Source organism: Gordonia sp. B8661-1, from assembly GCF_059427765.1.
The window spans coordinates 17,853-37,220 of the sequence record NZ_JCAHRL010000001.1 but is presented as its reverse complement, the minus strand read 5'-3'; the positions used below and the strand labels follow the sequence as shown (position 1 = coordinate 37,220).

Annotated in this window: 17 protein-coding genes; all 17 read left to right on the top strand. The window is 66.6% G+C overall.

Annotated elements, in window-relative coordinates:
- The first annotated feature begins 347 nt into the window (after nucleotides 1–347).
- The 17 genes from rho (at nucleotide 348) to AC4JJG_RS00085 (ending at nucleotide 19,363) form a co-directional block, all read left to right on the top strand.
- Complete coding sequence (gene rho / locus AC4JJG_RS00165) at nucleotides 348–2,300, top strand: transcription termination factor Rho (protein ID WP_495399534.1); 1,953 nt, start codon at nucleotides 348–350, stop codon at nucleotides 2,298–2,300.
- A gap of 208 nt (nucleotides 2,301–2,508) precedes the next feature.
- Nucleotides 2,509–2,736 carry a 50S ribosomal protein L31 gene (rpmE, locus tag AC4JJG_RS00160; RefSeq protein WP_495399535.1) on the top strand — a complete coding sequence of 76 codons (228 nt, stop codon included), beginning with the start codon at nucleotides 2,509–2,511 and terminating at the stop codon, nucleotides 2,734–2,736.
- 95 nt (nucleotides 2,737–2,831) lie between these two features.
- A complete protein-coding gene (gene prfA / locus AC4JJG_RS00155; protein ID WP_495399536.1) occupies nucleotides 2,832–3,926 on the top strand; it encodes a peptide chain release factor 1 in 1,095 nt (364 codons plus the stop codon).
- Nucleotides 3,927–3,942: 16 nt separating this feature from the next.
- Nucleotides 3,943–4,806: a peptide chain release factor N(5)-glutamine methyltransferase gene (gene prmC / locus AC4JJG_RS00150; RefSeq protein WP_495399537.1), complete on the top strand. Its 864-nt coding sequence runs from the start codon at nucleotides 3,943–3,945 to the stop codon at nucleotides 4,804–4,806.
- Nucleotides 4,807–4,854: 48 nt separating this feature from the next.
- Nucleotides 4,855–5,511: an L-threonylcarbamoyladenylate synthase gene (locus AC4JJG_RS00145; RefSeq protein ID WP_495399538.1), complete on the top strand. Its 657-nt coding sequence runs from the start codon at nucleotides 4,855–4,857 to the stop codon at nucleotides 5,509–5,511.
- 4 nt (nucleotides 5,512–5,515) lie between these two features.
- Entirely contained in the window at nucleotides 5,516–6,763 is a 1,248-nt protein-coding gene (gene glyA, locus AC4JJG_RS00140; RefSeq protein WP_495399539.1) for a serine hydroxymethyltransferase, read from the top strand.
- A 43-nt stretch (nucleotides 6,764–6,806) separates the two neighbouring features.
- Nucleotides 6,807–8,000: a glycosyltransferase family 4 protein gene (locus AC4JJG_RS00135; RefSeq protein ID WP_495399651.1), complete on the top strand. Its 1,194-nt coding sequence runs from the start codon at nucleotides 6,807–6,809 to the stop codon at nucleotides 7,998–8,000.
- A 368-nt stretch (nucleotides 8,001–8,368) separates the two neighbouring features.
- The gene (locus tag AC4JJG_RS00130; protein WP_495399652.1) at nucleotides 8,369–8,782 is read left to right on the top strand and encodes a hypothetical protein; all 414 of its coding nucleotides are present in this window, start codon (nucleotides 8,369–8,371) and stop codon (nucleotides 8,780–8,782) included.
- Nucleotides 8,779–9,516, top strand: coding sequence for a F0F1 ATP synthase subunit A (atpB, locus tag AC4JJG_RS00125; RefSeq protein WP_495399540.1), 738 nt, complete (start codon nucleotides 8,779–8,781; stop codon nucleotides 9,514–9,516). The genes AC4JJG_RS00130 and atpB overlap by 4 nt, the downstream gene beginning before the upstream one ends.
- 108 nt (nucleotides 9,517–9,624) lie before the next feature.
- Nucleotides 9,625–9,876, top strand: coding sequence for a F0F1 ATP synthase subunit C (locus AC4JJG_RS00120; RefSeq protein WP_495399541.1), 252 nt, complete (start codon nucleotides 9,625–9,627; stop codon nucleotides 9,874–9,876).
- A gap of 42 nt (nucleotides 9,877–9,918) precedes the next feature.
- Nucleotides 9,919–10,410, top strand: coding sequence for a F0F1 ATP synthase subunit B family protein (locus AC4JJG_RS00115; RefSeq protein WP_495399542.1), 492 nt, complete (start codon nucleotides 9,919–9,921; stop codon nucleotides 10,408–10,410).
- Between the two features lies 1 nt (nucleotide 10,411).
- On the top strand, nucleotides 10,412–11,845 hold the full coding sequence (locus AC4JJG_RS00110) for a F0F1 ATP synthase subunit B/delta (protein ID WP_495399543.1): 1,434 nt from the start codon (nucleotides 10,412–10,414) through the stop codon (nucleotides 11,843–11,845).
- Between the two features lie 61 nt (nucleotides 11,846–11,906).
- Nucleotides 11,907–13,538, top strand: a complete 1,632-nt coding sequence (atpA, locus tag AC4JJG_RS00105; protein ID WP_495399544.1) for a F0F1 ATP synthase subunit alpha — start codon at nucleotides 11,907–11,909, stop codon at nucleotides 13,536–13,538.
- A gap of 48 nt (nucleotides 13,539–13,586) precedes the next feature.
- Complete coding sequence (locus AC4JJG_RS00100; protein ID WP_495399545.1) at nucleotides 13,587–14,522, top strand: F0F1 ATP synthase subunit gamma; 936 nt, start codon at nucleotides 13,587–13,589, stop codon at nucleotides 14,520–14,522.
- 37 nt (nucleotides 14,523–14,559) lie between these two features.
- Nucleotides 14,560–16,008 carry a F0F1 ATP synthase subunit beta gene (gene atpD / locus AC4JJG_RS00095; RefSeq protein ID WP_495399546.1) on the top strand — a complete coding sequence of 483 codons (1,449 nt, stop codon included), beginning with the start codon at nucleotides 14,560–14,562 and terminating at the stop codon, nucleotides 16,006–16,008.
- A gap of 9 nt (nucleotides 16,009–16,017) precedes the next feature.
- The gene (locus tag AC4JJG_RS00090) at nucleotides 16,018–16,398 is read left to right on the top strand and encodes a F0F1 ATP synthase subunit epsilon (RefSeq protein WP_495399548.1); all 381 of its coding nucleotides are present in this window, start codon (nucleotides 16,018–16,020) and stop codon (nucleotides 16,396–16,398) included.
- A 340-nt stretch (nucleotides 16,399–16,738) separates the two neighbouring features.
- Nucleotides 16,739–19,363: an ATP-dependent Clp protease ATP-binding subunit gene (locus AC4JJG_RS00085; protein ID WP_495399549.1), complete on the top strand. Its 2,625-nt coding sequence runs from the start codon at nucleotides 16,739–16,741 to the stop codon at nucleotides 19,361–19,363.
- Nucleotides 19,364–19,368: the final 5 nt, after the last annotated feature.

The window sequence follows — 19,368 nt, the reverse complement described above, 5'->3', positions numbered from 1 at the left end:
GGCCGATAGGGTGTGTTGCGCCTATCATGCAAACGGAGCTAACATATAGTGGTCTTGCCGCTCAGACATGTTCTGACGTGCTCCTCATTGCTTCATCGATTGTCCCCTCCGGTCGTGATGCCGAAGGACGCCGATCATCTGGCATCGTTTGTCGAGTACGTTCGGCGCGTACGCCTCAGTTACGTGTACGTCGCCGTCGAGCACATCGCAGCGGATCACAATCCTCTTGACCGTTCCTGCGGACGCCGAAACCGCCCACGGGAGCGACGGTCCCGCCTGATATGAGGGCGGGGTGGCAGATTAACCCCACCGCAGCTCATCGACTGCCGGGGAACGAAAGGAACTCCGTGACCGATACGGACATCATCACCGCGCCGGCCGATACCGCGGCCACCACCGATGGTGCGGTCGCCTCCGGCTCTCGCGCCCGCGCCAAGACCGGCCTGTCCGGCATGGTGCTGACCGAACTGCGCGCACTGGCCGGAGAGCTCGGCATCAAGGGCACGTCCGGTATGCGCAAGGGCGACCTGATCGCCGCCATCAAGGAACGCCAGGGCGGCGGTGCCTCCCGCGACAACGCCGACGCACCCGCGGCGAAGACCGGCGCCACGGCGGATGCCGCCGCGACCACCCCGGACTCACCGAAGACCGCCGACGCACCGAAGTCCGGCGACGCGGCGAGCGACGATGCCCCGCAGAGCCGTGGCCGTCGGCGCACCCAGTCGGCCGACTCCGCCTCCGACGCTCCGGCCAAGGACGCTCCGGCGAAGGGCGACAACTCCGCCGAGCGCGAATCCGGTGACCGTGAGCGCGGTGGCCGTGATCAGGACGGTCGGGACCAGAATGGTCGTGACCAGGGTGAATCCGGCGACAACCGCAACCGGAACCGCAATCGCAACCGTGACGGTAACCAGAATCGCGACAACCGCGAGGGTGGCCAGAATCGCGACAACCGCGAGGGCGGTCAGAATCGCGACAACCGCGACGGCGGTCAGGGCGGTAACCAGAATCAGAACAACAACCGCGATCAGAATCGCGACGACGACGGGGACGGCAACGGCCGGGGCCGTCGTGGGCGCCGCTTCCGTGAGCGCCGTCGCGGGCGTGACCGCGACGGTTCGGGCTCGGGGGAGCCGCAGTTGTCCGAGGACGACGTCGTACAGCCGGTCGCCGGCATCCTCGACGTGCTCGACAACTATGCGTTCGTCCGTACCTCCGGATATCTGGCCGGGCCGAACGACGTCTACGTGTCGATGAACATGGTGCGCAAGAACGGTCTGCGCCGGGGTGACGCCATCACCGGTGCCGTCAAGGTGCCGCGCGAGGGTGAACAGCAGAATCAGCGGCAGAAATTCAATCCGCTGGTCCGGCTGGACACCGTCAACGGCACCGACATCGAGACCGCCAAGAAGCGGCCCGATTTCGGCAAGCTGACGCCGCTGTACCCGAATCAGCGTCTGCGCCTGGAAACCACGGCCGACAAGCTGTCGACGCGAGTGATCGACCTGATCATGCCGATCGGCAAGGGGCAGCGCGCGCTGATCGTCTCGCCGCCGAAGGCCGGTAAGACCACGATCATGCAGGACATCGCGAAGGCGATCACCACCAACAATCCGGAATGCCATCTGATGGTGGTGCTCGTCGACGAGCGTCCGGAAGAGGTCACCGACATGCAGCGCTCGGTGAAGGGCGAGATCATCGCCTCCACGTTCGACCGTCCGCCGTCAGACCACACCAGTGTCGCCGAACTCGCGATCGAGCGTGCCAAGCGTCTGGTGGAGAACGGCAAGGACGTGGTGGTGCTGCTCGACTCGATCACCCGTCTGGGCCGCGCGTACAACAACTCGTCGCCGGCATCGGGCCGAATCCTGTCCGGCGGTGTCGATTCCACGGCGCTGTATCCGCCGAAGCGCTTCCTCGGCGCGGCGCGCAACATCGAGAACGGCGGATCGCTCACCATCATCGCCACCGCGATGGTCGAGACCGGCTCCACCGGTGACACGGTGATCTTCGAGGAGTTCAAGGGCACCGGCAACGCCGAGCTCAAGCTCGACCGCAAGATCTCCGAGCGCCGGGTGTTCCCCGCGGTCGACGTGAACCAGTCGAGCACGCGTAAGGACGAGCTGCTCATGTCGCCGGACGAGTTCAGCGTGGTGCACAAGCTGCGCCGGGTGCTCGCCGGACTCGACTCCCAGCAGGCTATCGACCTGCTGATGAGCCAGCTCAAGAAGACCCCGAACAACGTGCAGTTCCTCATGCAGGTGCAGAAGACCGCACCGGGCGCCATGAACGACGACTGATCGGGGCACGACGACCGACCCGGCATCACCGGGGGAATGAAAGCCGGATCGGGCGCGTTCGGTTCGGTGTATCGCTCGGATTTCCAGTGCAAAGCACTATCGGATTTTCTGGTGCAAAGCACCACGTGGCATACTGAGCGGTCGAGTCCGGTTCCGGTTCACACCGTCGACAGACGACGGTGACCCGGCGACCACAGAAAGGGACACCATGAAGAAGGACATCCACCCGGAGTACGCGGCGACCACCGTTGTGTGCGGCTGCGGAAACACTTTCGAGACCCACAGCACCGCGGCGAACGGACGTATCAACGTCGAGGTCTGCTCGCAGTGCCACCCGTTCTACACCGGTAAGCAGAAGATTCTCGACACCGGCGGCCGCGTGGCCCGGTTCGAGAAGCGTTACGGCAAGCGCACCAAGGCTGCCGACGCCAAGTAGCTGGTCGAACGACGCCCCGCCGGCGCGCATCATGCGCCGGCCCGGGGCGTCGTTTCATTTGTGCGGCGGGTTGTCGGCGAGAGAAGGGTGATTCGATGAGCGGACCGGGAACGACTGCGGGCGCGGGACAGTCGGCGATCGACGACATCCTGGCCGAGCACGCGGGGCTCGAGTCGCAGCTCGCGGATCCGTCGCTGCATGATGATCCGACGGCCGCACGCCGGGTGGGCAAACGCTTCGCCGAACTGGCGCCGATCATGGCCACCCATCAGAAACTCCTCACGGCCCGCGACGATCTCGCCGCGGCGCGTGAACTGGCCGCCGACGATCCGGCCTTCGCCGAGGAGATCCCGGCGCTCGAGGAATCCGTCGCCGAACTCGACGCGACCCTCACCGATCTGCTCGCCCCCCGCGACCCGCACGACTCCGACGACGTGGTCCTGGAGATCAAATCCGGTGCGGGCGGCGAGGAATCGGCCCTGTTCGCGTCCGACCTGGCCCGGATGTATCTCAAATACTGTGAGCGGCACGGCTACAAGGCGCAGATCCTCGGCGTCACCGAATCCGATCTCGGTGGCTACAAGGAGGCGACGATCTCCATCAAGTCGAAGGAGCAGGTGCGCGACGGGGTCTGGTCCCGCCTGAAATTCGAGGGTGGGGTGCACCGGGTGCAGCGCGTGCCGGTGACGGAATCGCAGGGACGCATCCATACCTCGGCCGCGGGCGTTCTCATCTATCCGGAGCCCGACGAGGTCGAGGAAGTCCGCATCGACGAGTCGGATCTGCGCGTCGACGTCTACCGCTCCTCCGGCAAGGGCGGGCAGGGCGTGAACACCACCGACTCCGCGGTGCGGCTGACCCATCTACCCACCGGCATTGTGGTGACCTGCCAGAACGAGCGTTCGCAGCTGCAGAACAAGGCGCGCGCCATGCAGGTGCTCGCGGCGCGTCTCCAGTCCGCCGCCGAGGAGGAGGCCGACGCGGCCGCCGCCGAGGGGCGGGCCGCGCAGATCCGCACGGTGGACCGGTCCGAACGCATCCGGACCTACAACTTCCCGGAGAACCGCATCACCGATCACCGGATCGGGTTCAAGGCCAATAACCTCGATGCCGTGCTCCAGGGCGACCTGGATGCGTTGCTCGACGCGTTGATCGCCGCCGATCGCCAGGCGCGGCTCGCCGCGGAATGATCGCCCGGACGTCTCGGTGACATACTCGACGGCCGCCGAATTATCCTGGGCGCGCGCACTTCTCGAGAATGCCGGTCTTGACTCGGCTCAGGTCGACGCCGAATGGCTGCTCGTGGCGGCACTCGGTGTCGACCGTGGGCGACTCATGTTCTGCGACACGATGACCGACGAGCAGCGTGCGCGATTCCGTGCGGACGTCGAAGCGCGGGCCACGCGGATTCCGTTGCAGCACATCATCGGTTCGGCGGCGTTCGGGCCCGCCGAGCTCGCCGTCGGTCCGGGTGTGTTCATTCCCCGTCCGGAAACCGAGTTCCTCGTGGAATGGGCCGTCCGGCAGGCGAATCCGCGTACGGACGTCACCGTCGTGGATCTGTGCAGCGGCAGCGGTGCCCTGGCGATCGCCATCGCGATGCTCCTGCCACGTGCGCGGGTGATAGCGGTGGAGGTGTCCGACGAGGCCCTGAGCTGGTTGCGCCGGAATGTCGAGGCGGCCGGAGCGGCGGTGTCGTCGCGGATCACGGTGGTGCGGGCCGACGTGACGGATGCCGCGGCGATGGGGGAGATCGTCACTGCGGGATCGGTGGACATCGTGGTGAGCAATCCGCCCTATGTTCCACTCGCCGCGACGGTCGGCCCCGAGGTCGGGCACGACCCCGAGCAGGCGGTCTTCGGCGGGCCGGACGGCATGTCGGTGATCGATCCTATGGTGCGGGTGATCGCGGCGATGCTCCGCGACGGGGGAGTGGCCGGCATCGAACACGACGACACCACGTCGGGGCAGGTCGTCGCGGCGGTCACGGCACACGGTGGGTTCGCCGACGTCACGCCCCACGACGATCTCGCCGGACGTCCCCGATTTGTGACCGCACGCCGGAAGTAGTGCCCGTGGCGCCGACGGAGCCGTGTACCCGCGTGCCAAGATGGACAGGTGAGCACGGTATTCGACTGCAGTGACCCGGAGACCCGCTCGGCGGGCCTCAATGCCGCCGTCGGCGCGGCGAAGGCCGGCCGGCTGGTGGTGTTGCCCACGGACACGGTGTACGGAATCGGTTGTGACGCTTTCGATTCCCAGGCGGTGACCAGTTTGCTGGCCGCCAAGGGGCGGGGTCGGGACATGCCGGTGCCCGTGCTCGTCGGGTCCTGGCACACGATCGACGGTCTGGTGCTGTCGGTGTCGAGCGCGGCGCGTGATCTGGTGGAGGCGTTCTGGCCGGGCGGCCTGAGTCTGGTGGTGTCGCAGGCGCCGTCGCTGGCGTGGGATCTCGGCGACACCGAGGGCACGGTGATGTTGCGGATGCCGTTGCACCCGGTGGCCATCGAGTTGCTGCGCGAGGTCGGGCCGATGGCGGTGTCGAGTGCGAATGTGTCGGGACAGCCGCCCGCGACCACCGTGGACGAGGCGCGGGACCAGCTCGGCGAGTCGGTCTCGGTGTATCTCGACGGTGGCCCGGTCCGCGCGGCGGTGCCGTCGACCATCGTCGACGTGTCCGGCGTGACGCCGCGCATCCTGCGTGACGGGGCGATCCCGGCGGCACAGATCGCCGAGGTCCTCGACGTCGATGCCGAGTCGTTGTTCGAGGTCTGACGCGATGGTCACCAACGGCGACGACGCCACGCCCGATCCGGCGGTGCTCGACGATCCGCAACTCACCGAGTTGTTCGAGCGGGAGAGCCGGCGTTGTGCGACGACCTTGCAGTTGATCGCCAGTGAGACCCCGCCGTCCGCCGCGGTCCGGGCGGCCCTGTCGTCGGGGCTGGATGCGAAATATGCCGAGGGATATCCGGGCGCCCGCCATCACGGAGGTTGCGAGGTCGTCGACGACGTCGAGCGGCTCGCGGTGGATCGTGCGTCGTCGCTGTTCGACGCCGAGTACGTGAATGTGCAGCCGTTGTCGGGGAGTGCGGCCAATCTGGCGGTCTTCGCCGCGTTCGCGGAGTTGGGTGACCCGATCCTGGCCTTGCGTCTGAACCACGGATCGCATCAGACTCATGGTTCGCGCGCGAACTTCTCCGGTCGCTGGTTCTCCGCGGTCACCTACGGCCTGCGGCGCGACGACGAACGTATCGACTACGACGAGATCCGGGAACTCGCGCTGCTGCATCGCCCGCGGATGATCGTCGCCGGGGCGGCGGCCTATTCGCGGCTGATCGATTTCGCGACCCTGCGATCCATCGCCGACGAGACCGACGCCATTCTCTGGGTCGACGCCGCACATCTGGCCGGGCTGGTCGCTGGTGGCGTCGCCCCGTCACCCGTGCCCCACGCGGATGTCGTGACGGTCGCGACGCACAAGGTCTTCCGCGGTCCGCGAGGCGGGATGGTGCTGGCGCCGGAGCGGCACCGGGATGTGCTGGCGCGGGCGGTGTATCCGTTCGTGCAAGGTGGCCCGTCGATGAATTCCATTGCCGCCAAGGCGGTCTGCATGCGCGAATCGGCCACTCCCGAGTTCGGCGACTACGTGCGCTCGGTGGTCGCGGCGGCGGATCGGCTGAGCACCGAGCTCGACGCCCGCGGGTACCGCACGGTGAGCGGTGGCACCGACACTCATCTGGCCGTCGTCGACGTGTCCGGCCGGGGGTTGTCCGGACGTGAGGCACAGGAGCGGTTGAGCGCGGCAGGCATCACCGTGGACAAGGCCGTGCTGCCCTTCGACGACCGGCCGCCCGCGCAGGGTTCGGCGATCCGGGTGGGCACGCCGACGGCGGTCGTCGCCGGTGTCGGTGCCGACCGGATGGCAGAGGTCGCCGACTGCATCGATCGCGCGCTGCGAGCACCGCTCGGCGGATCGCAACACGCCGGTGTCCGCGCCGAAATCGCGGAGTTGCTGGGCGAGTAGCGTGGTCGGGGTGTCCGATCCCGTCGCCGGTTCGCCCGGTTCCATGCTGACCGCGCTCGCGCAGGTCGGTGCGGGTGGCGCGGGTGTTCCGTTGCGCGAGTTGGCGCTCGTCGGCCTGACCGCCGCCGCCGTCACCTACCTGCTCACCTCCGCGGTGCGGGTCTTCGCGATCCGGATCGGTGCCGTGGCCGTGCCGCGTGTTCGGGACGTGCACGTCATCCCGACACCCCGGCTGGGCGGGCTCGGCATGTTCGCCGGAGTGGTCGCCGCCATCGCCCTCGCCGCCAATCTCCCCGCGCTGACCCGTGGTTTCGCCTACACCAGCGACATGGGAGCGGTGATCGTCGCGGGGGCCGTCATCGTGCTGGTCGGCGTGATCGACGACCGGTGGGGTCTCGACGCCCTGACGAAATTCGTCGGACAGCTCACCGCGGCAGGCGTTCTCGTGATCATGGGCGTGAGCTGGTACCTGCTCTACATACCCTTCGCCGACATCGGCACCCTCGTGCTGGATCCGTTGCAGGCCGGCCTGCTGACCGTCGCGATCACCGTCGCCACCATCAACGCGGTGAATTTCGTCGACGGCCTCGACGGCCTCGCGGCCGGCCTCGGACTGATCGCCGCGGCCGCGATCTGCATGTTCTCGCTCGGTCTGCTGCACGATCAGGGCGGCGACGTCAGCTATTACCCGCCCGCGCTGATCGCGACGGTGCTCGCCGGTGCGTGCCTGGGCTTCCTGCCGCACAACTTCTCGCCCGCGCGCATCTTCATGGGTGATTCGGGCGCCATGCTCATCGGTCTCATGCTGTCGGCGGCGTCGACGTCGGCATCGGGCCGCATCGCGATCAACGCCTACGGTCCCGCCGACGTCTTCACCCTGCTGTCGCCGCTGATCCTGGTGGCCGCGGTGGTGTTCGTGCCGATGCTGGACATGCTCATGGCGGTCGTGCGGCGCACCAGGGCGGGTGTCGGCTTCTACACCCCCGACAAGATGCACCTGCATCACCGATTGCTCGAACTCGGTCATTCGCAGCGGCGCGTGGCCCTCATCATCTATCTCTGGGTCGGGGTGCTGGCCTTCTCGGCCGCCGCGAGCACCCTGTTCCCGATCTCGGTGGTGGCACCGATGTTCGGCGGGGGACTGGTCGTCGCCTTGCTGGTGACCATCGCCCCGCGCCTGCAGCGCCGGCTGGCGGAGGTCCGTACGCGGACGTCCGCGGGTGCCGACAGTCGGTGACGGACCGGCGCTGACCTCCCTACCTGCACGGGGACAACCAATCCGTACGGACGGTTTTCGTACCCCGGGGTAAGGCAATGGTAAAACCCGTGTACTATTAGCCGTAGTAGGTCGCTGATGTCGCTCCGCCGAACACCTTCCGGTTGTGCTGGGGCGCGGGTCACGGCCCACCCATCACCTCGGGCGGCATACCCCTGGTAGGCGCGTCGGTGGGTGTTGGTAAAGTCACAGCAACATCTGGAGCTTACGTCCGGTGGTGAATGCCGCCGATCGCACGCGCGCTGTTGTGTGCCAACGGCTCGATGTACCTTTCGGGGGCATCTGAATATGGTCGCGACGCTGCGGCCACGAGTGGAGGAGAAAGGCGAATGACGACATCCGCCCCGGACTCCGCACCCGTATATCCCGCGGCCCCAACCGGTTTGGTTCGGCCGGCGATCATCGCGGCAGTGGTCACCGTGATCGTCGGGGCCATCGCGATCGCGTTCGGTCATCCGCTGTTCCTGCTGTTCTTCGTGATCGGCGTCGCGCTGGTCTTCGTGAACACGAAGCTGGTGATCCGATCCGTCACGAGCGTCGCGACGACCGAGAACCCTCGTAAGAAGCTGCTCGCTCTCAATTCCGCCTACCGCCTCGGAGCCATTACGATTCTGGCTCTGGTGGCGGTTTTCTTGGTTCGGCCCGATGGGCTGGGCGCGCTGTTCGGACTCGCCATCGGCCAGGTGGTCCTGGTCCTGAACACGGTGATTCCGGTGATGAAAGGACTTCGTAAGCAACCATGACGACCGACCTCTACCTCGCCGAGGCCCAGATCCAGGTGGGTCACTACACCAAGTTCGAGGCGCTCGGGATGACGTTCAATCTCGAGACGATCATCGCGACCGCGCTCGCGGCGCTGATCATGCTGGGGTTGGCCTTCTACCTGAAGTCGAAGGTCACGTCGCGGGGCGTGCCGACCGGCGTGCAGCTGTTCTGGGAGGCCATCACCATCCAGTTCCGCGGTCAGGTGGAGAGCGCGATCGGCATGAAGGTGGCGCCGTACGTGCTTCCGCTCGCGGTCGCGCTGTTCACGTTCATCCTCATCTCGAACTGGTTGTCGGTGCTCCCGGTCCAGGTCGGCCATCACGAGATCCTGAAGCCGCCGGCCGCCGACGTGAACTTCGCGTACGCGCTCGCGCTGTTCGTCTTCATCTGGTACCAGATCGCAGGCTTCCGGGCCCGCGGCCTCATCGGTCACCCGCTGCGGATCGTGAAGGGTCACGTCTCGATCCTGGCCCCGATCAACATCATCGAGGAGTTCACCAAGCCGATCTCGCTCTCGCTGCGACTCTTCGGCAACGTGTTCGCGGGCAGCATGATGGTCGCCCTGATCGCCCTCTTCCCGCCGTACATCATGTGGGCGCCGAACGCGATCTGGAAGTCCTTCGAGTTGTTCGTCGGCCTGATCCAGGCGTTCATCTTCGCCCTGCTGACCATCCTGTACTTCTCGCAGTCCATGGAAATGGAAGATCACTGATCGCCCCTGCGGGAACCACAACCTCACACCGACCGAACGCGTTCGGTAAACGCCGGACGCGCCACGAACCTGACACACCAGCTGTCAGTCACCGAAAGGGAACAGTAAATGAATGAGATGATTGGCCTCGGAGCACTCATCGGCGGCGGCCTGATCATGGCCGGTGGCGCCATCGGTGCCGGTGTCGGTAACGGTCTCGCCGGTAGCCAGCTGATCGCGGGCATCGCTCGTCAGCCCGAGGCTCAGGGACGTTTGTTCACCCCGTTCTTCATCACCGTCGGTCTGGTCGAGGCCGCGTACTTCATCAACCTGGCCTTCATGGCGCTCTTCGTGTTCGCCACCCCGATCAGCGCCGGCTGATCCGTTTTCCCTGTCGCCGAGTAGAAACGACTCCACACTCCCATGACGCTTGCTGCTGAGAACTTCCTTCTCCCGAATGGAACGTTCTTCGTCGTGCTGCTCATCTTCGTGATCATGCTGCTGGTCATCAGGGCCTTCGTCGTTCCGTCGATCCAGCAGGTCCTCACCGAGCGTGACGAGATGATCCATCGCACGGTCGAGGACAACCGCACTGCGAACGCGGAATTCACGGCTGCTCGGGATGAGTACGACGCCGTGATCAAAGAGGCGAGGGGCGAAGCAACCGCCACTCGCGACGAAGCCCGTGCCCTGGGCCGCGATGAGATGAACGCACGCAAACAGCGGGCAACCGACGAGGCGGACACCGCGCTGGCCGAGACCAACCGCGAGTTGACCGCCGAGGGTGAGAAGGCCGGCGCGGCCGCATCCCAGGATGTGGACGCACTCGCCCGTATTCTTGCCGGACGAGTGCTCGGAATCGAACCGTCGGCAGTCAACGGCGACACTTCGACAACGAGCGGAACGGTGAACTGAGATGGCCGATACCGAGACCCAGACAGAGACGCCGGGCATCGGCGGTGCCATCGTCGACTGGCTGAAGGCGATCGGCGATGCGTTCGATCCGGCCATCTTCATCGGCCAGCTGGTGGGCTTCGCGCTCATCGTCTTCATCATCTGGAAGTACGTGCGTCCGCCCGTCAAGAAGTTGATGAAGGAGCGTCAGGACACCGTCCGTCGTCAGCTCGAGGAGAGTGCGGCAGCAGATGCCAAACTCGCCGAGGGCAAGTCGGCTCGTGCGAAGGCACTGTCCGACGCCGACGTCGAGGCCGCTCAGATGAAGGCCGACGGCAAGCGTGATGCCGAGGCGATCTCGGTCGACATGCGCGAGCAGGCCGATCACGAGGTGGCCCGCATCGCGGGACAGGGCGACGCACAGCTGTCGCTGGCACGCTCGAATCTGCTGCGCGGACTGCGGACCGAACTCGGTCTCGCAGCCGTCGCCAAGGCAGGCGACCTCGTCCGTTCGCATCTGGCGCAGCCGGGGGCACAGTCGGCGAGCGTCGACACGGCCATCGGTGAACTCGAGGCGATGTCGGACGGCACCCAGGACCTGGTCGCGACCAACGTCGAGGTCATCGGACTGCATTCGATGCGCGCCGGCAGCCGGGAGGCCGCGCGCTCGGTGAGCACCGCATTCGACGAGGCCGCCGACGGTCTGGATGCCGCGGCACTCGGCGCGGCATCGGAGGAACTCACCGCGGTCATCGAGTTCCTGAACACCCAGCCCGTGCTGCGCAAGCGCCTCTCCGAGGCGTCGGAGAACACGTCGGCCAAGGAAGCACTGGTCCGTCAGCTCTTCGGCACCAAGGTGTCGGCGCCGGTGCTGGCCGCGCTCGTGACCGCGAGCAACGGCCGCTGGTCGTCGACCGGCGACTACGTCACCGCGCTTCGTCGTCAGGCCGCATTGATCGAACTCGCCGCCGCTGATCGCGACGGCTCGATCGGGCAGGTCGAGGACGAACTGTTCCGCGTCAGCCGGATTCTGGAGAGCAATCCGGAACTGGCCTCGCTGCTGTCGGACACCAAGCAGGACGCGGGCAAGCGGGTCGGCCTGCTGCAGAAGCTGGTCGGCGATCAGGTCGGCGGCCACAGCTGGCAGCTCCTGTCGCACACCGTGCGGCTGCTGAACGGCCAGCCCGCCGACACCGCCGTCGACCAACTGGCCGAGATGGCCGCCGCCCGTCGGGGCGAATCGGTGGCGCATGTGGTGTCCGCGGTCGAACTGTCCGAGGCACAACGGTCCCGCCTCGCCACGGTTCTCGGCCGCATCTACGGACGCACGATTTCGGTGCAGACGGAGATCGATCCCGAACTCCTCGGCGGCCTGCGCATCAGCGTCGGCGACGAGGTGATCGAAGCCGACATCGCGACGCGACTGGCCAACGCTGAATCAAGCCTGCCGCGCTGAACCACCACCCCGACGAAGAACCCCCATACCAAGCCGGACTGAGCAAGGAAGACGAAAACCCATGGCGGAGTTGACGATCTCACCAGACGAGATTAAGGGAGCGATCGAGCAGTACGTCTCGTCGTTCGAGGCCGACACATCCCGCGACGAGGTCGGCATCGTGACCGATACGTCCGACGGCATCGCGCACGTCAGCGGTCTGCCCGGCGCGATGGCCAACGAGCTGCTGAAGTTCGAGGGCAACGTGCTCGGCGTGGCGCTGAACCTCGACGAGGACGAGATCGGTGCCGTTATCCTCGGCGACTACGAGTCGCTGGAAGAGGGCCAGCAGGTCAGCCGTACCGGCGACGTGCTGTCGGTGCCGGTGGGCGACAACTTCCTGGGCCGCGTCGTCGACCCGCTGGGCGCCCCCATCGACGGTCTCGGCGACATCGAGGCCGAAGAGCAGCGCGTGCTGGAACTGCAGGCCGCCACGGTGCTCGAGCGCCAGCCGGTCGAGGAGTCGCTGGCCACCGGCATCAAGGCCATCGACGCCATGACCGCCATCGGTCGCGGACAGCGTCAGCTCGTCATCGGTGACCGCAAGACCGGCAAGACCGCCGTCTGCATCGACGCCATCCTGAACCAGAAGGCGAACTGGGAGACCGGTGACCCGAGCAAGCAGGTCCGCTGCATCTACGTCGCGGTCGGCCAGAAGGGCTCGACCATCGCCGGCGTCAAGGACGCGCTCGAAGAGGGCGGCGCGATGGAGTACACCACCATCGTCGCGGCTCCGGCTTCCGACTCGGCCGGCTTCAAGTGGCTGGCACCGTACACCGGTTCGGCCATCGGTCAGCACTGGATGTACCAGGGCAAGCACGTCCTCATCGTGTTCGACGACCTGACCAAGCAGGCCGAGGCCTACCGCGCCATCTCGCTGCTGCTGCGTCGTCCGCCGGGTCGTGAGGCATACCCCGGTGACGTCTTCTACCTCCACTCCCGTCTGCTGGAGCGCGCCGCGAAGCTCTCCGACGAACTCGGTGGCGGCTCGATGACGGCACTGCCGATCATCGAGACCAAGGCCAACGACGTCTCGGCGTTCATCCCGACCAACGTCATCTCGATCACCGACGGACAGGTCTTCCTGGAGTCGGACCTCTTCAACAAGGGTGTCCGTCCGGCCATCAACGTCGGTACCTCGGTGTCCCGTGTCGGTGGTGCCGCCCAGACCAAGGGTCTCAAGGCGGTTTCCGGTTCGCTGCGTCTGGAGCTCGCCCAGTTCCGTGAGCTGGAAGCCTTCTCGGCCTTCGCCTCCGACCTCGACGATGCGTCGAAGGCGCAGCTCGAGCGCGGTGCCCGCTGGGTGGAGATGCTGAAGCAGGACCAGTACAGCCCGTTCTCCGTCGAGGACGAGATCGTCTCGATCTACCTCTGCGGTGAGGGCCTGTACGACTCGGTGCCGGTCGACGACGTCCGGAACTTCGAGACGCAGCTGCTCAGCCACCTGCACCACAACGCCAAGGGCGTCTACGAGTCGATCGCCGGTGGCGCGAAGCTCTCCGACGATCAGGCCGAGGTGCTCGTCGCCGAGACCAACAAGTTCAAGAACAGCTACCTCACCCACGACGGCAAGCGCGTCGTGAACGAGGCCAAGGCCGACGCCATGGATGCCGAGGACGTCGCACACGAGCAGATCACGGTCCGCAAGTCGTGACCGCATCCGTCCGTGTCCGGCAACGTCCGAAGAAAGGGGTGAGGGCTCATGGCCAGCATTCGTGAGCTGCGCTCACGCATCCGGTCGGTGAACTCGACGAAGAAGATCACCAAGGCCCAGGAGCTGATCGCGACCTCGCGCATCACCAAGGCTCAGGGCCGGGTGGCCGCTGCCAAGCCGTACTCCCAGGAGATGACGGTGGTGCTCTCCGAGCTGGCCAGCAACTCGGGTTCGCTCGATCACCCGCTCCTCACCGAGCGGGAGAACCCGAAGCGTGCCGGCGTCCTGGTGATGACCAGTGACCGCGGTATGTGCGGTGGTTACAACACCAACGTGCTGCGTGCCACCCGTGAGCTCATCTCGCTCCTCGAGGACGAGGGCAAGGAGCCGGTCATCTTCGTGATGGGGCAGAAGGGCATCAACTACTTCACCTTCCGCGGCATCGACATCGCCGACGCGTGGTCGGGCTTCTCGCAGTCGCCGGACTACGCGGACGCGAGCGAGGCCACCGACTTCCTGGTCGAGTTGTTCCTGGCCGGTTCGGGTGAAGAGGTGGAACGGCCCGACGGCAACGGAACCCTCGAGGGCGTCGACGAGCTGCATCTCGTCTACACCCGGTTCCAGTCGATGCTGACGCAGACCCCCGAGGTGCGCCGGATCGCACCGCTGGAGGTCTCGGAGGACGACGGGTCCGATTCGGATTCGGAGTCCGCCACCACGTCGCGTAACTACTCCTTCGAACCGGGTGCCGAGACCCTGCTCGGCGCGCTGTTGCCGAAGTACCTCGCGACACGCGTGTTCGCGGCGCTGCTGGATTCGGCCGCGTCGGAGTCGGCTGCACGGCGTACCGCGATGAAGGCGGCCACCGACAACGCCGAAGAGCTGGCCACGTCGCTGTCGCGCGAGGCCAACCAGCTGCGCCAGGCCCAGATCACGCAGGAGATCAGCGAGATCGTCGGCGGCTCGAGCGCACTGGCCAACTGAGACCTTATTGACCCAAAGAGGAAGTGACTCAACCACAATGACTGCAGCAGTGACCAAGACCGCGTCCACCGACGCCGGTGGCGCGGCCGGGCGCGTCGTCCGGATCATCGGCCCGGTCGTCGACGTCGAATTCCCGCGGGGCTCGATCCCGGAACTGTTCAACGCCCTGCACGCGGAGATCGCTCTCCCGTCCGTGGCCAAGACGCTGACCCTCGAGGTCGCGCAGCACCTCGGTGACAACCTGGTGCGCACGATCTCGATGCAGCCGACCGACGGTCTGGTGCGCGGCGCCACCGTCACCGACACCGGACACTCGATCCAGGTGCCGGTCGGCGACGTCGTCAAGGGCCACGTGTTCAACGCGCTCGGCGACTGCCTCGACACCCCGGGGCTCGGTCGTGACGGCGAGCAGTGGAGCATCCACCGCAAGCCGCCGGCCTTCGACGAGCTCGAGGGCAAGACCGAGATCCTCGAGACCGGCATCAAGGTCATCGACCTGCTGACCCCGTACGTGAAGGGCGGCAAGATCGGTCTGTTCGGTGGTGCCGGTGTCGGCAAGACCGTTCTGATCCAGGAGATGATCACCCGTATCGCGCGTGAGTTCTCCGGTACGTCGGTGTTCGCCGGCGTCGGTGAGCGCACCCGTGAGGGCACCGACCTCCACCTCGAGATGGAGGAGATGGGCGTTCTCCAGGACACCGCGCTGGTGTTCGGTCAGATGGACGAGCCGCCGGGCACGCGTATGCGCGTCGCTCTGTCCGCGCTGACCATGGCGGAGTACTTCCGCGATGTGAAGCACCAGGACGTGCTGCTGTTCATCGACAACATCTTCCGCTTCACGCAGGCGGGCTCGGAGGTCTCGACCCTCCTCGGCCGTATGCCGTCCGCGGTGGGTTACCAGCCCACGCTGGCCGACGAGATGGGTGAGCTCCAGGAGCGCATCACGTCGACCAAGGGCCGCTCGATCACCTCGCTGCAGGCGATCTACGTCCCCGCCGACGACTACACCGACCCGGCGCCCGCCACCACGTTCGCCCACCTCGATGCGACCACCGAGCTCTCGCGTCCGATTTCGCAGCTGGGTATCTACCCGGCCGTGGACCCGCTGACGTCGACCTCGCGCATCCTGGAGGCCTCGATCGTCGGTGACGAGCACTTCCGCGTCGCCAACGAGGTCAAGCGAATCCTGCAGAAGTACAAGGAACTGCAGGACATCATCGCCATCCTCGGTATGGACGAGCTCTCCGAAGAGGACAAGGTCACCGTCCAGCGTGCCCGCCGTATCCAGAAGTTCCTGGGTCAGAACTTCCTCGTCGCCGAGAAGTTCACCGGCCAGAAGGGTTCGGTCGTCCCGCTCGCGGACACGATCGAGGCATTCGACCGCGTGGCCAAGGGTGAATTCGATCACCTGCCCGAGCAGGCGTTCAACAGCTGCGGCGGACTCGACGACGTTGAGGCCGCGGCTGCCAAGATCGCCGGAAAGTAGCGGATCGCCATGGCTGACAAGTCTTTCCACGTCGAGGTCGTCGCGGCGGACGAGCGGCTGTACACGGGCGAGGCCACTTTCGTCATCGCGCAGACCACCGCCGGTGAGCTGGGCGTGCTGGCGGGCCACGAACCGCTGCTCGGCCAGCTCGTGCCGGGTGGCTTCGTGGTGATCGTCGAGGAGGGCGGCAATCGCCTCTCCGCGGCGGTGCAGGGTGGTTTCCTCTCGGTGACCGGTGAGGCCGTCACGATCCTCGCCGAGTCGGCGCAGTGGGCGTCGGAGATCGACGAGGCGGCCGAGCGTGCCGCGCTCGAGGCCGCCGAGCCGGGTACCGACGAGTACGACCGCGCACATTCGCGTGTCGCGGCCGTCGAACACGCCGCGAAGTAAGTTCATACGTTCCCGCCCTGCTGTCAGGGCGTCCGGACCTCCGAGGGCCGGTCATCGCAGATTGCGGTGGCCGGCCTTCGGCGTTGTCGAGCGCCGATGTCCTCCTGCCGGGCACACCCATCGACAGTTTCGTGGACACGTTTCGTGAAGCGTGCATAGTATGGCGGCAGGATGGTCTTGGTCCGCCGGTCGGGGGGACGGCCGTGCCCCTCCTGCGCGAGTAAGCCGAATCGTTCACGCGCTCAATCAATTTCGATCCGTATGTCGGCGTGAGCCCATCGCTCCGGCACCAGGCGACGCGTGCACGGTCGGACAACGACGATCAGGCTGAGGTGATTCGATGACCGAGAACTGGCTGGGTGGCGGGGACCCATTCGACGACATTTTCAACCGATTCTTCGGCAGCTCCCGGGCCCGGCCGCAGATCCAGCGAGTGGACCTGGGACGCCTGTTCAGCGACGACACGCGTCGACTGATCGCACTGGCCACCGAGGCCGCACAGGACTGGGGCAGCCCGGAGATCACCGCGGAACATCTGCTCTACGCCGCGGCGAAGCTGGAACCGACGCGCTCCATCATCGCCGAGACCGGCCGTGATCCCGATTCCGTCGCCGAGGACATGCAGAAGGTCGCCGAGCAGGATTCGACCGGCGACAGTGGCGACGACCTCTCCCTGAGCCCGGCCGCGAAGCTCGCGCTGCGTACCGCGCAGCAGCAGGCCGCGGCATCGGGCGTGAGCTATGTGGGTCCCCAGCACGTGCTGCTCGGCATCGCATCGCTGCCGGAGGACATCCCGGCGGCTGCGCTGCTGCGCTCGGGCGGCCGTATCGAGGAGGGCAGGCAGAAGGGCGGCGGCGGTGGCGCCGGCAAGGCCGAGAGCGACACCCCGACCCTCGAGGAGTACGGACGCGACCTGACCGCCGAGGCGCGGGCCGGAAACGTCGACCCCGTGGTGGGGCGTGCCGACGAGATCGAGCAGACCGTCGAGATCCTGTCCCGCCGCCGGAAGAACAACCCGGTCCTCATCGGCGATCCCGGCGTCGGCAAGACCGCCATCGTGGAGGGCCTCGCGCAGCGCATCGTCAACGGCGATGTGCCGTCCACCCTGGCCGGCCGCCGCGTGATCGCGCTCGACGTGAGCGCCATGGTCGCGGGCGCGAAGTACCGCGGTGAATTCGAGGAGCGCCTCACCAAGGTGCTCGACGAGGTCCGTGAGCACTCCGACGAACTGATCATCTTCATGGACGAGTTGCACACGATCGTGGGCGCGGGCTCCGGCGGCGACAGTTCGATGGACGCCGGCAACATGCTCAAGCCGGCACTCGCCCGCGGCGAACTGCATGCGATCGGCGCCACCACCATCGACGAGTACCGCAAGTACATCGAGAAGGACGCCGCGCTCGAGCGCCGCTTCCAGCCGGTGATGGTCAGCGAACCGACGGTGGACGACACCATCTCGATTCTCGAGGGACTGGCCGACGCCTACGAGGCACACCATCAGGTGCAGTACAGCCACGACTCGCTCGTCGCGGCTGCGCAGCTGACGGATCGGTACGTCACCGACCGGTTCATGCCGGACAAGGCGATCGATGTGATCGATCAGGCCGGTGCCCGCGTGCGGCTGCGCAACAAGACCCCCGACGAGGACACCCGACGCGTCGAGGAGGACATCGCCCGCCTCGAACGCGAGAAGGAATCCGCGGTCGCCAACGAGGACTACGAGCGCGCCAACGCGATCAAGGCCGAGCTGGCCGAGCGGCAGAACGACGTCGGCGGTGCAAAGCGGGAGAACGCGCCGGAGGTGACCGTCGTCGACATCGCGGAGGTCATCTCACGGCAGACCGGTGTGCCGGTGTCGGAGCTGACCACCGAGGAGCGCGAGAAGCTGCTGGCTCTGGAGGACACCCTGCACGCCCGGGTCATCGGCCAGGACCAGGCGGTCACCGCGGTGTCCGAGGCGGTGCGTCGCGCGCGTGCCGGGTTCTCCGACCCGAAGCGCCCCATCGGCTCCTTCCTGTTCCTCGGACCCACCGGTGTCGGCAAGACCGAGCTGGCCAAGGCGCTGTCCGAGGCGATCTTCGGTGACGAGGCGCGGATCATCCGCTTCGACATGAGCGAGTTCCAGGAGAAGCACACCGTCGCGCGTCTGGTCGGTGCACCTCCCGGGTACGTCGGCTACGACGACGCGGGTCAGCTGACGGACAAGGTCCGCCGTGCACCGTATTCGGTGATCTTGTTCGACGAGATCGAGAAGGCTCACCCGGATGTCTTCAACGTGCTGCTGCAACTGCTCGACGACGGCCGCGTCACCGATGGTCAGGGCCGCACGGTCGACTTCAAGAACACCGTGATCATCCTGACGAGCAACATCGGCTCCGACCTGATCCTCAATGCCAAGGACGGCGACCTCGAGTCGGCGATCCCGCTGGTCATGGAACGGCTGCACCAGCACTTCCGGCCGGAGTTCCTCAACCGCATCGACGAGACGGTCGTCTTCCATCGTCTGGACAAGGACCAGCTGCGCCAGGTGGTCGACCTGATGCTGGACGAGACGCGCCGCCTGCTGGCCGCCCAGAGCATGGGCCTCGATGTCAGCGACGCCGCCAAGGATCAGCTGGCCGATGAGGGATACGAGCCGGAGTTCGGCGCGCGACCGCTGCATCGCCTGATTCAGCGCAAGCTCGACAATCAGCTGTCGTCGATGGCACTCAAGGGCACCATCAGCCCCGGGGACACCGCGGTGGTCGATGCCGGTTCGCCGGGTGAGCTGAAGATCTCGGTCCGGGAGGGTGACTATCACGGCCCGGGCACCGAAGATCTCGACGACAACGCGGACAAGTCCGCGAAGTCCGCCAAGTCCGACAAGGCAAAGCCCAAGGCGGCGAAGGGCAAGGCAGCCAAGGACTCCTCGGACAAGGGTGACGACGCCACGGGTGGCGACAAGTCGGCGGACGGCGGTTCGTGAACCTG